General features: G+C 45.1%; 1 protein-coding gene. It reads right to left on the bottom strand.

Annotated features, from left to right (window positions below):
- Positions 1-21: 21 nt before the first annotated feature.
- Positions 22-15852, bottom strand: a complete 15831-nt coding sequence (locus PDUR_RS10840) for a non-ribosomal peptide synthetase (RefSeq protein ID WP_042206282.1) — start codon at positions 15850-15852, stop codon at positions 22-24.
- Positions 15853-15918: the final 66 nt, after the last annotated feature.

Here is a 15918-nt window from a genome sequence, read left to right as displayed (position 1 = left end):
AGGCTGTTCGTTGACAGACAGTTAAATTTCTTCCTCTATATATTCATTCGAGTCTGAATGTATTGAGTCTCCGCTCAAAATATAGAAGGCCAGCTGTTTGACCGTCGGATGCTCGAAAAATTGACTGATACTCAATTCGGTATGAAACTTTTTATTAATTAACTGTACGGCGTGCATAACTTTAAGCGAATTACCGCCGATTTCAAAGAAATTATGAGAAGTACCGACGGGCTTCATATTTAACACTTCTTCCCAGACGGATACCAGTTGTTCTTCTACGTAATTGCTTGGTGCCGCATATCCGCTTTCGGCGTGTGCGCTAGAGTCAGGCTCCGGCAGGGCTTTCCGGTCCACCTTCCCGTTGGCTGTCAGTGGCAAGTGGTCGAGCAGAATGAAGTAAGCCGGAATCATGTAACCCGGCAGGCGGCTTCCCGCGTATGCCCGGATCTCCGTTCGGCTCAGCTCAACCGCTGCAGTTACGTACGCGTAAAGTACATCCTGACCGGCCGGATCTTTCCTTGCCAGCACGATGGCTTCCCGGATGTTCTCATGTTCCAGCAGAACCTGCTCGATTTCCCCGAGCTCGATCCGGTAACCCCGCAATTTGACCTGATGGTCCATTCTCTCCAGAAATTCGATCTGTCCGTCCGGCAGCCAGCGAACCCGGTCTCCGGTCCGGTACATCCGTCCCCCCGACTCGAAGGGATGAGGCACAAATTGGGTAGCCGTCAGTTCTTCGTTATTTAAATATCCCCGGCTTAAGCCGTCTCCGGAAATACACAGCTCTCCAGGCACTCCCGGAGGCACGAGCTGCTGATTCCGATCAACGATCCATACCGATGTATTCGCAATCGGCTTCCCGATCGGAAGGCTTCCGGCATCCTCATCGATTTCATTGATCGGATAGTAGGTGGTAAATACCGTACTTTCCGTCGGTCCGTACACATGAATCAGCTTGTCCGGGCCGAGGCTTGCCAGCGCCTTTCTCGCATGAATGACCGATCCGCGCTCCCCGCCGAATAACAGCTTGCGGAGCCCTTTCAGGCAGTCTGGCTCCCGGTCCACCAGCACATTGAAGAGTGCGGTGGTCATGAACGCCACCGTAATGTTCTCCCGGTTCATCACTTCCGCCAGCTTAGCTATATCCAGCACCGTCTCCTGTTCAATCAAAACCAGCCGGGCTCCGTTCAGCAGAGCACCAAAGATATCAAAGACCGAACCGTCAAAGGCATAATTGGATAGCTGCAATACCGCGTCTTCCTGGCGAATCGTGATATAATCCGTCTCTTGCACGACGCGGATCGCATTGGCATGGGAGATCATGACGCCCTTCGGCGTTCCCGTTGAACCGGAGGTGTAAATGATATACGCCAAATCGTCCGCACTGCCAGTCTCCGGCTCCCGGCCCAGCTCCGCGGCAGCCATGTCCTCCTCATCCGAGTCCAGCAGCATCGCCTCTGTCCCGGATGGCAGGCCGGTCATCCACTGCTGTTGAGTCAGCAGCAGTGCCGCCCCGCTGTCGTGCAGCATATGCTCGATCCGTTCGCTTGGCCATTCGGGATCCATGGGAAGATACGCCGCACCCGACTTCAAAATGCCGAGAATACCCACGATCATGTCAGGCGAACGCTCTGCCATCAGTCCGATAATGGCTTGGCTCTGAATTCCCCGGGCGCGCAGGCGAGCGGCCAGCCGGTTCGACTTTTCATGCAGCTCCCTGTAACTCAGACGGATATGGCCCATCACCACCGCAGCAGCATCCGGCGTTTTCTCCACCTGCTCTTCGAACAGCTCTGGAATGGTTTTTTCTCTGGGATAATCCGTCTGTTTGCCATGGAACAGGTACCCCAGCTTCTGTCTTTCGTCCTCACTGACCAGAACGATGTCTTTCACTCGGATCTCTTCGTTAACCGTAATTTGCTTGGCAATATGAAGCAGATGCAATTCCAGTTGGTCAATTAGGCCAGCGTCGAACACACTCTCGTTGTACGCCATTTTCAGTACAAAACGTTCCTGAAGGACAGCAGCCACGCTCAGATTATAGTGGGTATGTTCATTGCCATATACGCGCTGGAGGGTAAATCCTGTACGGTTGCGATCTTGATTTCCGGAAGCTTGAACTTCGGAAAAATTTTGAAACACAAGGACATGATCAAGCAGATTCCGCTTTAACCCGCTCTGTTCCTGGATTTCTGCAAGATTCACGTAACCGTATTTTTGTCCCTGCATGCCTTCCTCTTGAACTTGACGCATGGCATCTGTGAACAAACGTTCACTATTCAGCCGCACTCTGGTCGGAATTGTATTGATGAACAGACCAATCATATTTTCGATCCCGTCTACATCCGTTTCCCTGCCAGAAATAACTGTTCCGTATACAACATCTTCAGCTTCATTGTATCTGCATAGTGCAAGCCCCCAGATGGTTTGGAATAAAGCATTGAAAGTAACATGGTTTTTAGCCGCCAAATGTTTAAGCTGACTTGTAAGGCCGGGAGAGAAGCGGACTTCCTTTTCCTTTACGGAATGTTGCCCATCCCGTCGGTTCAAGCTTGTTTTCGGGAATGTCGCCTGCTCTCGGTAACCTTGGAGATGGTCCTTCCAATAGGCAATGGCTTCTTCTTTGTTCTGTTGGTCCAGCCATTGCAGATAATCACCTAATGGTCTCGGTTCTTCGAGCTGATACGGTTCTCTGGTAATATGATTAGCGTATATATGGAACATTTCATGAATCAGGATATTCAGGCACCAGCCGTCCATCAAAATATGATGATGGCTCAACAGCAGGGTGTAAGAACGTTCCGCTGTTTTCATAAGACAAATCCTGATAAGCATATCCCGGCTTAAGTCAAAGCCCTTCGCTTTGTCGGAAGCTTTATAGGCTTCCAAAAGCTGTTCCTGATTCCCGGCGCTTTCTCCGGCCCAATCAAGATAAACAAATACAGCTTTGCGGTTATCCAGAATCACCTGACGGGGGTGTTCAACAAGCTTATACTCGAAGGCAGCTCTCAGTCCCTCATGACGCTGTATGATTTCATGAAAGCTCTGCTCTAATGTGTCAACATCGATTTCACCATGTAAATCCATTAACACCTGCTGAAAATATGCATTTGATGATTTATTTTCCAGTGAATGATATAAAATACCCGCTTGCAAATTCGTGAGCGTGTAAATTTCCTCAATTGTGAAGGGATAGTATTTTTCCTCCATAGATTTTAACTCAACCAACGAGACAGGATGGTTACCATAATCCGAAGGAGTTTTTTCACTGCTTTTCTTATCTTTGCAATGTCGGATGATGAGCTCCAAATACTGCATAAAGAGGCGGTTGAACTGATCTACGATATGCTCGTCATATTCCAATGCATTATAAGAGGTATGCACAACAAATGTCCCATCCATGACAACCGCATTGATTTCAAAAAGATGTGCCCTGGCGAGTTGTCCTCCAACCGTCTGGCCTGTCGGCATGCTGGATGCTTGAAACTCCTTCCTGTTGAGTCCGCTGTCCAATTCTCCTAAATAGTTGAATAAGATAGGAGCTTCCGTCTCATCCGCAAAATCCTGGATATCCGACAAGTATTTCAGTATGCCGTAACCAATACCCTTATTGGGGATGTTCCGTATTGTTTCTTTTACAGTTTTGATCAACAATGGAAGATACTGCTCTCCGGACAGTTCGAAAACAACTGGGTATACCGAAGTGAACCATCCGATTGTTCTGCTCACGTCGACTCCTGTTCCAATATTCTCGCGCCCATGACCTTCCAGCATAATCTTGAATCGGTTCTCATCTGCAATTTCTCTTGCGCTCAACAAAAGCGCAGTCAGCAGAATATCATTAATTTCTGTATGATAGGCCCGGTTTGTTTCTCTTAACAGCCATTGCGTTTCTTTTTTTCCCAGCCCAACTACAGCTGTGCGGCTGTTGGTAAACACATTGGGCTTATCTGATTTTGCTCTTTGGTTATTCAGAAAGCTCGTTTTCACCCGGGAGACAAACTGCCAATACGGCTTCTCTCTTCCTAATAAATAGCTGTCTGAATAAGCTTTTAATTGAGAAGCATAATGTTTGAAAGAATCTGTTTTGTAGTCGATGTTCAAGCGTTCACCGTTCAGTGCCTGTTGATAGAGCAGCTCAAAATCTTCAAGCAATATTCGCCAGGATACGCCGTCAATAACCAGATGATGAATCGCAATTAACAGATGATCGCCTTCATCCAACCGGAACAGACCGAGTTTCACAAGACGCCCTTTCTCTATGGACATTTTTTTCTGTATCTCTGAAGCCTGCTTATTAATGAAAAGCTCCTGATGCTCTATACCTTTGAGATGATGAATATCCAACTCAAACATCTGGTCCTCATAGTCCATAATTGTCTGTGTTATATGGCCGTCTGCATTCTTACTGTAGGACATTCTTAATCCATCATGATGCTCCATCAGCTTGTTGAAAGATTGCACTACAGCACGCTCATTAAATCCTCCATTTCTGTACAGCATGAAGGATTGATTGAAATGGTTGTGTTCCACACAGTTTCGTTCAAAGAAACGCTGTTGAATAGGCGTCAATACTGCTTCCCCTGTCACCCGTTCATCGTAATCATGTCGAATGCAGATTTCTTTGACATATTTGCTTAGCTGGCGGATAGTCGGATGCGCAAACAAATCTCTCATTTCCAGTCTTAGACCCTGTTTAGCGATCTTGGATACAATTTGGAGAGCTTTAATCGAATCACCACCCACAGCAAAGAAGTTGTGGTTGATACCGATTTGCCTGAAGTCCAGTACCTCCTGCCAAATTTGAATCATCAACTGTTCCTTATCATTCCTTGGTGCTTCATACTCAGAATCGTTTAAAAAGGTCTTTTCCGGTTCGGGTAATTGTGACCTGTCAACTTTCCCGCTCACCGTCCGGGGCAGGCGGTTTAGCTTCACAAAATAGGCAGGAATCATATAGGCAGGCATATGTTTTTCCAAGCACTCCCTTACATCCATCAGGGTACATTCTTGACGAGTAACAATATAGGCACATAGGTAGTCGTTATTGTGATTATCTTTTCCAGCAGTGACAACAGCCTCTTCAATCTGTTCCAGCCTGATTAGTTGATGTTCAATTTCCCCAAGCTCAATACGATAGCCACGTATCTTAACCTGGTGGTCCACTCTGCCAACAAACTCAATTTGTCCATCGGGAAGCCATTTGGCCAAATCACCGGTGCGGTACATTTTCTTCCCGGGCTCAAAGGGGTGTTCTATAAATTTCTTCGCCGTCAGCTCCGGTTTGTTCAAGTATCCTCTGGCTACGCCTTCTCCAGCGATGCATAACTCCCCGGTAACCCCAATCGGCTGAAGACGCTGTGAGCGATCCATAATGTAAATGGCCGTATTTTGTAACGGCTGTCCGATCGGTATTCCTCCCGTCCGCTTCTGTTCCCCGTAAATAACCCGGTTGTATACTGCATCAACAGTACACTCTGTGGGGCCATATACGTTGGTTACGTTAGCTGTAAGTCCGGGCAGGGTTCCGTACACTTCATTTAAGAGGTCATGAGTTAGCACGTCACCGCCAATAATAAACTCCTTGATGTCCAGTTTAGCCTTCCGGCTGCTGTCGGCAAAAGTAAGCAGCTTCAAATGAGCCGGTGTGCCATCAGAAACATGTATACCATGTCGCACATAATAGTCCAGCAGACGGTCGGCGTCCCAACTTGTTTCTTTGGGAACAAGGTGCAGCGTATGGCCTAAAAGTAACGATGCAAAAATTTGTTTTACGGATGCGTCGAAGACAAATGGTGCGATCAAGGCAAAGTTCAGCGGAGCTGGATAATGGCTGTATATAGCTGTATCTAATCCGCCCACCAAGTTATGAACACTGAACTGTTCAATCACAACACCTTTGGGCTGTCCTGTTGATCCCGATGTATATATCACATAGGCGGCATCACTTGAACGGTTCAGCGGTTCCGGTTCAGCACCTTGAACAGAATCCAGCGCATTGAGCCGGATCATCTCTCCATTAAAGATATCGCTGTTCCAACCTTTGTCATCGGCAACACATAACAACAACGCCCCACTGTCCGACAGCATATATTTTTTGCGCTCGTCTGGGTAGTCCGGATCAATGGGCAAGTATGCGCCGCCGGCTTTTAGTACTCCAAAGACAGCAACAATCATCTCAATCGAACGTTCCATCATTACTGCGATTACCGTTTCAGGACCAGCTCCTTTGGCACGAAGATGGATTGCCAGGCTGTTTGCCCTTTCATTCAATTCACGATACGTGATACTGATATGCTCATATACCAGAGCCGTAGCGTCAGGTGTTCGATCTACTTGTTCCTTAAACAGGGAGGTTAACGTTTTTTCTTTTGAATAGGTCTGCTTCGTAGGGTTAACGCCGTACACCAGCATTCTTTTCTCTTGCTCAGTCAGGATATCTAACTGATTCAGTTGAATATCCGGCATTTCCACCGCCTGCTTCAGTACCTGAATAAAATGCGCGGCGAATTGCTGCATGCGTTCCTTGCGGAACAAGTCCAAACAATATTCAAGCTCCAGCTTCCAGCCTTCTGATGTTTCATTCATTCTTATCGTCAGATCAAATTTGGAACGATTGGCCCCGTCTTCAAGCAGTGTAAACTGCAAGCCGTCAATGTCCAGACTGATCTGTTCCGTATTTTGGACAAGCATCACATCAAACAGTGGATTTCTTGATGCATCTCTCTTCACGTCTGTCAGGTCAACCAGTCGTTCAAACGGGTAATCCTGATTTTCGTAGGCTTTCAGAGTGTTTTCCTTTACCTGCTGGAGATATTCACGAAACGTTTGATGCCCGAACGGCTTGTTTCTCAAAGCCAGTGTATTAACAAACATGCCTACAACCCGGCGTAAATCCTCGTGGTCTCGGCCTGCAACCGGTGTGCCGATCACAATATCCTCCTGATCCGTGTATCTGGACAAAAGCGCTGTAAACGCGGTAAGGAACAGCATGTACATCGTTGCACCGTGCTCCTTTGCCATCTGATCAAGCTTGTTTGTTAATTCTATATCCAGTTGAACGTGAAGCTGGTCACCATGATAGCTTCTATTTTTCGGACGAGCATAATCGGTTGGCATTTCAAGAACAGGGATGCCCCCCTCGAAAACATCCATCCAATGTTGCTCTTGCCGCTTCCACCCCTCAAACCTGTAACGCTCGGCATACCAATGAACGTAGTCTTTGTATTGCACAGATACTGGAGCAAGCTGATTGCCTCTATAAAGTTCCGCCAGTTCTTCAAGCAAAATTGCTACGGACACACCGTCTGAAATAATATGGTGCATGTCAAACAGCATGATGTGCTCATGTTCATCCACACGCACAACTTCAATCCTCATAAGAGGTGCCTGGTCCAGTTGAAAAGGTTTAACCCAGTCGGTCAGCATATTTGGATTGTCGCCAGACTTAAATCGATTGTACTGAATTGTAAATGTTGTATCCTTTTCTATTCTTTGCACCGGTTTACCATCCAGCATGACAAAGGAAGTTCTGAGCGATTCATGCCTTGCTACCAGAAGAGAGAATGCATGGCTTAACTGCTGTACATTAAGCTCACCCTTTATTTTCATTGCAAAAGGCATATTGTAAGTTGTTCCTGCGTGGTCCAACTGATTTAAAATATAAATCCTTCTCTGTGCCGGGGACAGCTCATAGTAAGGCCTTGGAGCGGCTTGTGGGATTGTCATATATTCGCTCTGTTTGCTATCCGTGATATGTTCTGCAAGTCCTCTGACCGTAGGTGTACGGAATAATTGTCCCAAAGGAACTACTGCTTGCAACTCCTTATGCAACCTTGAAATAAGCAGGGTTGCCATAAGTGAATGCCCGCCAATGTGAAAGAAGTTGTCATGGACACTGATGTCCGCTTTTCCCAAAATATCCCGCCAAATCGCAGCAAGCTTAACTTCGGTCTCATTAGATGGCGCCTCATAGGTAATTAATGGGCGGTTTACCGTTTCCGGATCAGGCAGCGCCCTTCTGTCCACCTTCCCGTTCGGTGTTAACGGCAGATTATCCAGTGTGACAAAATAGGAAGGCACCATATATTCAGGCAATGTTCCAGATAAGTATTGTTTAATATCTTCCGTATCATGTTTGGATTCCGTTTTGTCCATTACAATATACGCGCAGAGATATGAAGAATATTTACCTTCCTCTTTCGCCAAGACGACGGCTTCTTTAACCCCTTCATGCTGCAGCAAAAGGTTATCGATCTCTCCAAGCTCAATCCGAAAACCGCGTATTTTAACTTGGTCATCCATTCTACCCAGGTACTCGATATTTCCGTCAGGCATCCATCGTGCCAGGTCTCCGGTTCGGTACATTCGTTCTTCAGGTACAGCCGGATGACTTGCGAATTTCTCGGCGGTTAACTCCGGTCTGTTCCAGTAACCGGAAGCCAAGCCTGGTCCGCTGATACAAAGCTCCCCTGGGACGCCTATTGGACAAAAGAGGTCATGCGCATCCAAAATAAACACTTTTGTATTGGGCAGAGGTTGGCCAATGGGTATATTGGTATACGCCTGATCAATGGTGAAGCTTGTCGTCACCACCGTATTCTCGGTCGGTCCATAGTTGTTCACAATCTGGTAATTTTTTGTTTCGAAATAGTTAAGCTTATCACCGCCGGTCAACAATGTCCGCAGCGAGCGATTATCAAGTCTCATAAATTGCTCGCAAATCTGTGTCGGCAAAAATGCAATGCTTATCTGATGTTTATGGAAATATTCATTGATACGGATTACATCAAGCCGTATCTCTTCACTGATCAAGTGTACAGATGAGCCCGACAGCAAGTAGGGAAATACCTCCCACACAAACGCATCAAAGCTCATACTTGCGTAGCTCGCGCTCCGGTCCTCTGCTGTAATCTGGTAACACGTATTATGCCAGGTACACAGATGGACCAAGGATTGATGAGTAATCATGACCCCTTTCGGTTTACCCGTGGAACCCGATGTATAAATAAGATAAGCCAAATTTCCGCTGACGTGCCGGCTGTCAATACGGTGACAGTCCATTGCACCGATTCGGGCATCATCCATATCGATTAGGGAAATTTCGTCATTTTGCAACAAATTCACTTGTTTGGATAATTCTTTTCTTGTCAATAACCATCCTGCCTGACTGTCTTGAAGCATATAATTTATTCGGTCAGCCGGGTAAGCAGGATCAATCGGCAAAAACGCTCCGCCGGCCTTGAGTACAGCCAGCATGCCGATCACGGCATCTACAGAACGCTCCAACAAAACACCTACAATCCTATCCGGTTGAACACCACTGCTCCTAAGTACACGGGCAAGCTGATTGGATCGCTCATCTACTTCCCGGTAGGTCATCTGCTGCTCTTCCATAACCAGCGCAAGATGATCCGGTGTGCGCTTAACCTGCTCTTCAAACCATTGATTCACCGTTTGTTCCTGCGGATAGTCCATCGCTGCCTGATTGAACGTATCCATCAGTAGTGTTTTCTCTGCCGGTGCCAGACAATCTACATCCTTTACCTTCAAATCCAGATTGGAAGAAATATTCGTAAGTAATGTGACATAGTTATCCCCCATACGACGGATGGTGTCGAAATGGAAAAGCTCGGTGGAATATTCGATATTAAGCACCATTTCATTCTCGAATTCCAGCACGTTGAATGTGAGATCAAATTTAGCGTTGTCTAGATTGAACATAACGGGAGACATTTTCAAGCCGTCCTTCATCCGGGTGAATAGATCTGCATTTTCCAATACAAACATCGTGTCAAATAAAGGGTTTCGATTGGCATTTCTATCGAACCCTGTCTTGCGCACCAACTCATCAAACGGATATTCTGAATGTTCGAAGGCAGCAACGGTTGTATGTTTAATCTGTTCAATAAGCTGTTTGATGCTCTCTGTTTCATTCAGTTGATTCCGCATGGCAATCGTATTCACGAACACACCAAACATGTTTTGCAATGGTTGATGCAATCTTCCCGAAGCGGCTGTTCCTACAACAATATCCGTTTGATGTGAATATTTATAAAGCAATATATAATACGCGCTCAGCATTACCATATACAGTGTTGATCCCGTTTCCTTGGCAAGCTGTCTAACTTGATTGGATAATTCGCTTCCTAATGGGATGTGGATGTTATTGCCTTCATAACTGCTCACTTCACGCCGTTTGAAATCATAAGGAAGCTCCAGCTTCGGCGGCTCGCTGCTGAAGACTTCAAGCCAGTAAGCTTCTTGCTTTCTAATAACATCCGACTGGCTGTAGTTCTCTTGCCAAGCTGTATAATCTTTATAGTGGAGATCAATGTCGGGCAAATTATCATGGCTGTACAGTTCCAGAAGCTCATTCATCAAAATGCCCTGCGACGCCCCGTCAGCAACAATATGATGGAAATTAATGATAAACAAGTGCTGGTTATGACCGATTCTAGCCACTTTTGCCCGCATCAATGGCGGCTTGCTCAAATCAAAAGATTGGGTCGACTCCTTGCACAGTTTACTGGTTAAGGCAATCAGCTGATCCGTGTCCGTATCAATATCACCTAAATCGTCATACTCTAGTCGGAACTCCACTGCTGCATGAACCTTTTGCACAAGCTCATCTTGAATAACTTCAAATCCGGTTCTTAATATTTCATGTCTCTCGATGAAGGTTTGCAGCGCTTGCTCCAAACGGCCAATTTGAAGTTTCCCTTCTACAAACAGCCCCATTGGAATGTGGTATGCCCCCCTGTTGTTTTCAAAAAGGGATAACATATACATGCTTTTCTGAGCAGCTGAGGTTGCATAATATTCCTGCTCAGGTATTGTCTCAATTGTGATATCCTGTTTGGCATCAGACCTGCTTTTCAAATATTGATTCAGAGAATGAATGGTATCATGTCTAAACATTTCACCGATCGGAATCTCAATGTGAAGCTGCTTTTTCACTTCAGCCGCAATCGCCATAATTTTTAGTGAATCCCCGCCTAAATCGAAGCAACTTGCATCCGTGCTTATGTGTTCAAGACCGAAAATTTCTTTCCATATGCTCAATAATTTCTTCTGCGTAGGGTCTGCCGGCTCCGCATAGACGGGTGCACTCTCTTTCATCGTTAAATGATGCTGCCGGACAACTTCCTCAAGCAGCCCTTTATTAACTTTACCGTTTACGGTTAAAGGGATTTCATCGACATTAAAGAACATCGTTGGAATCATATAACCGGGCAGCTTATTTTGCAGGAATCGCTTTAAAGACAACGAATAGGCATTTTTGTCTGAGATAATAAAAGCATACAGATGCTTGGTCCCTTGCTCATCAGCCGAATCAATGACCGCCGTTTTCCTTACATCTTTACTCTGCAAAAGACAATTTTCGATCTCGCCCAGTTCTACTCGATACCCTCTGATCTTAACCTGACTGTCTTTTCTCCCCAGGAATTCAACAACCCCTTCAGGTTTAAGCACACCATAATCGCCGGTTTTATAAATATGTCCTAGCTGCGGGTGCAGAATAAAAGACTGTCTGGTTTTTTCCTCATCATGAATATAACCGTTGGCCACACCTGTCCCGCCTATATACAATTCACCCTCTACATTCACCGGACAGGGTTGCCGGTTTTGATTAAGGACATAAATTTGTTGGTTTGCTAAAGGTATGCCGTAAGGAATACTCTTCCATTCCTCAGCTATTTGTGTAATGGGATAATATATCGACCAGATAGAAGCCTCAGTTGCTCCTCCCAGGCTAACTACTTCAGTGTTCCTGAAAATTTTTTTTATTTTAGCGGGTAGCTGGAGGGGAATCCAGTCGCCGCTAAGCAGAACTGCACGCAGATCGTTATTCTGCTCCGATAGTGAGTACAAATCAACAACCATCCCCATAATGGCAGGTACAGAGTTCCATATCGTGATTTTTTCTTTTTCAATGACCTCTTTCAACCGGAACATATCACGCTGATCATCAATAATCACAAGGACAGCTCCACTGCTGAGCGCACCAAATACATCATAGACAGACAAATCAAAACATAAGGACGATATTCCCATAATGCGGTCATTAGCCGTAACATTGAACTTTGAATTGATATCAAGTATCGTATTTGCGGCAGCCCCATGCGTAATTTGGACCCCTTTTGGATTGCCCGTACTGCCGGAAGTAAAGATAACATAGGCCATATCCTCAAGGGTCACACCGCTGTCCACTGCTTCTGCTGAATAGGTGTGAAGTAATTCTTGCTCATAGAGACTGGGCTCTATGAAAAATTTACATTGGCATTTTTCCCTGATATATTGTTTTCTCTCATCAGGATAATCCGGATCAAGAGGAATGTATGCGGCGCCGGCTTTAAGAACCCCAAATAAATTAACAATTGTATTGATGCCTCTCTTGGCGATCACACCAATATAGTCGCCTTTGCTGACTCCTTTCTCCATAAAATACCTGGCGATTTGATTGGATTTCTCATCCAATTCCCGATAAGTCATGGTGTTCTCGTGGTGCCGGACCGCAATATTCTCTGCCATACTCTTTGCAGTATTGCTAAGCATTTCATGCAGAGGACAGACCGGCAGATCCAAACGGGTATTATTATATTGCTCAATAATTTGTCTGCTGACTGCACTGATTTCGATTTCCGATACCCGATCCGCTGTAATGATCTCGTTCAAAATTTGCAAATATTGCTCAAACATAGATGTGATGACGTCCTCGTCAAACAACTGCTCAACAAAATCCCATGTAATATACAAACCGCCGTTGATTTCGTAAACCTGATTATCAATAAAAACTTGCGAGGTTCTGGTGCTGAAAAACTTGATTTGTTCAAAATTGAACAACTTGTCAAATGAATCTTCCGGATTCTCATTCAACACACTTGTAAATACAATGGGCATTACTGCTCTTTTTTTCATATTATGCTTTCTGCCGAGTTGGCGAATAAAATCCACCCCGTCATAGTGCCTATGTTCAAGTGCCTCCAATAAGGAATCCTGAACCCGGTCAGTAAAATTCCAGAAGGAATGCGAAGATTCGGCTGCATTAATGTCAAGTAACATGAGGGTAGTAAAGTCCCCAGCCATTTTTTTCACATCTTCATGAAAAGGAATGCGGTTGAATACCGTCAGGTTGATGCCAAAACGTTCCTGATTACTCCAATAAGCCAGCACATAGGCGTAAGCTGCACAGAGAACCGATGTGGGCGTGACATTCCGCTCTCTTGCTCTCTGTTTTAATTTGTTCCAATCTATACCATTCATAAAATTAGAAAACTTCTTAAAGCGAGGCACATCTACATGTGCTGGACTACATTTTAACGGCAAAGCTGGAGAACTGGGGAAGGTTTCCAGTTTGTCCATCCAGTAGTGCTTATCTTTTAAATAACGTCCCGATTGTTTAAATTCCGCCATGGCCAGAACATAATCCCTGAAAGTGTATTTAAGCTGAAGGAGCTGACTTTCACTGTGATCATATAGCCATTTGAACTCCTTGATTAAAATTTTCAAGCTGCTGTCATCACAGATCAATGGATCTATGTTCAAATAGAAGTAATATTGGCGACTTGGCAACAAGTAAGCTTTGATTTCAAACAAAGGCCACTGGCTGGGATTGATAATTTTAGTGAGCATCCGCTGCCTTTCGGCCTGCATATCGGATTCAATTTGAGGCTCGATCCAATTCGTTGCATTCAGCACTTCAACCGTATAGAGGGGAGGTTTCTCTATGATTTTCTGCGTCCCGTTCTCAAACACAACGGTACGTAAAATCGGATGTCTGGCAATCAGTTTCTGCAGAGCTGCATTCACTTTTGTTATATCCGCGTTTGCCTCAAACTCGACGGTAAAATTCGTGGCAGCTCCACCCATTTCAAATGTCGCGTCTCTGCCGATCAGGTAAGCCAGTTGAATTCCGGTTAGAGCGAAAGGCTCATGCATACTTCCGGGATCCCCAATATCAGAAAAATAGCCTTCATCCGCTACGTTTTCCTGATTTTCTTCTAAATAAGCTCCGATTTTTTTTATTGTTGATAAACGGAAAAGCTGATTTAAAGGCAAATTCACGTTCAACTGCTCATTTATTCGGGCAATCAGTTCAATGGCATTCAAGGAATGCCCGCCCAGATGTACGAAACTGTCATTTATTCCAATCCGGCTGATCTGAAGTACATCTTGCCAAATGGCTGCAAGCTTCTGTTCCGTATCATTTTTCGGAGCCACATACTCAGACCCGGTAACTATACTGCCATCCGGCTCAGGCAAAGCTTTTTTATCTACTTTTCCATTAGTTGTAAGAGGCAGCCGGTCCAACTTTACATAATAGGCAGGAATCATATAATCGGGTAACGTTCTTCCTAAGAAAGTCCGTAACTCCTCAACGGTAATATCCCTTTCCGCTGTCATATATGCGCAAATATGTTTATGACCTGCTTGGTTCTCTCTAACAGTAACGAACGTTTCCGTAACCGCTTCATGTTTTAACAAATGATTCTCGATTTCTCCAAGTTCAATGCGAAAACCACGAAGTTTAACCTGCTGATCGATTCTTTCCAGAAACTCAATATTGTAATCAGGCAGCCATCGTGCCAAGTCACCTGTGCGGTACATGCGTTCTTCCGGAATAAACGGATGGGGGATAAATTTCTTGGAGGTAAGTGATTCGTTGTTCAAGTAACCTGCAGCCAAACCGTCTCCTGATATACACAGCTCTCCCGGTGTACCAATGGGGACTGGATTATTATGTTCATCGATAATGAACACAGTGGTGTTGGCTATAGGTTTTCCAATCGGAATTGTTGTTGCTTCCTCATGGATTTTATTAATGGGGTAATAGGTAGCAAATACAGTACTTTCTGTCGGGCCGTAAACATGGATAAGCTTGTTGGGACCCATATAGGCTAATGCCTTCTTCGCATGGGTGACAGAAACTCTCTCACCCCCGAACAGCACTTTTCTGACATCTTCGAAACAGGAGATTTCCCTCTCTACAATAGCATTAAAAAAAGCAGTTGTTATGAACATAACCGTTATCTGCTGCTGTTTTGTCAACGCAGCTAATTGGGTGATGTCCAGTGCCTGCTCCTTGTCAATCATGACCAGCCGGGCTCCATTCAAGAGAGCACCGAAAATTTCGAACACCGAGCCGTCAAACGCAAAATTGGACATCTGAAGGACGCTGTCATCATCGGTTATTGTTATGTAATTTGTATTCCGAACCACCCGGATTGCGCTGTAGTGTGAAATCGCTACTCCTTTAGGGTATCCCGTCGACCCCGAAGTGTAAATAATATAAGCTAGGTCGGCAGCATCGTTAACATGAGTTAATGAATGAGAGGGAAAACAGCCGAAATCCTCTTCTTCCAAAAAAATGGACTCCATGCTGTCATATTGGCTTTTATCCTTACAAGTTAATGACGTTAGCAGCATGCTTGCGCCGCTGTCACGCAGCATATACTCAATCCGATCCTGCGGCGCTTCAGGATCAATAGGTAAATAAGAAGCCCCTGATTTGAAAACGGCTAATAAACCAATTATCATCTCAGGGGACTTCTCTACCATAATGCCTACTATTTTATTACGACCCATTCCCTTTTGACGGAGAAAAGCCGCTATCTGATTGGATTGCTGATCAACTTCCTGATAAGTGAGCTGTCTCTCTCCCGAGACAAGCGCGATATGATCAGGAGTTTTCAGGGTTTGTTCCTCAAATAACTGATGTACCGTTTTCTCTTTGGGATACTCCGTTTTTGTTCTATTAACCGGATGTTGTGACCAATATAGTCTTTCTTCTTTAGCTACATGAAATGAACTGCTCGGATTCTCTCTGATATTGGAGTGTCCAGTAATCATAATGATATCCTTCCTTTTTATGTATAATAATGTAATTATATGACCTCGTATTATCCATGTCAATAA

It is taken from the genome of Paenibacillus durus, from assembly GCF_000756615.1.
GTDB classification, from domain to species: domain Bacteria; phylum Bacillota; class Bacilli; order Paenibacillales; family Paenibacillaceae; genus Paenibacillus_AQ; species Paenibacillus_AQ durus.
Note: the sequence above shows the minus strand (reverse complement) of the source record. Positions and strands in the feature narration are given on the sequence as shown.

What these genes read in the sequence shown, in the direction of transcription:
- PDUR_RS10840 (WP_042206282.1), bottom strand. Translation starts at nt 15,852, where the DNA reads ATGATTACTGGACACTCCAATATCAGAGAGAATCCGAGCAGTTCATTT.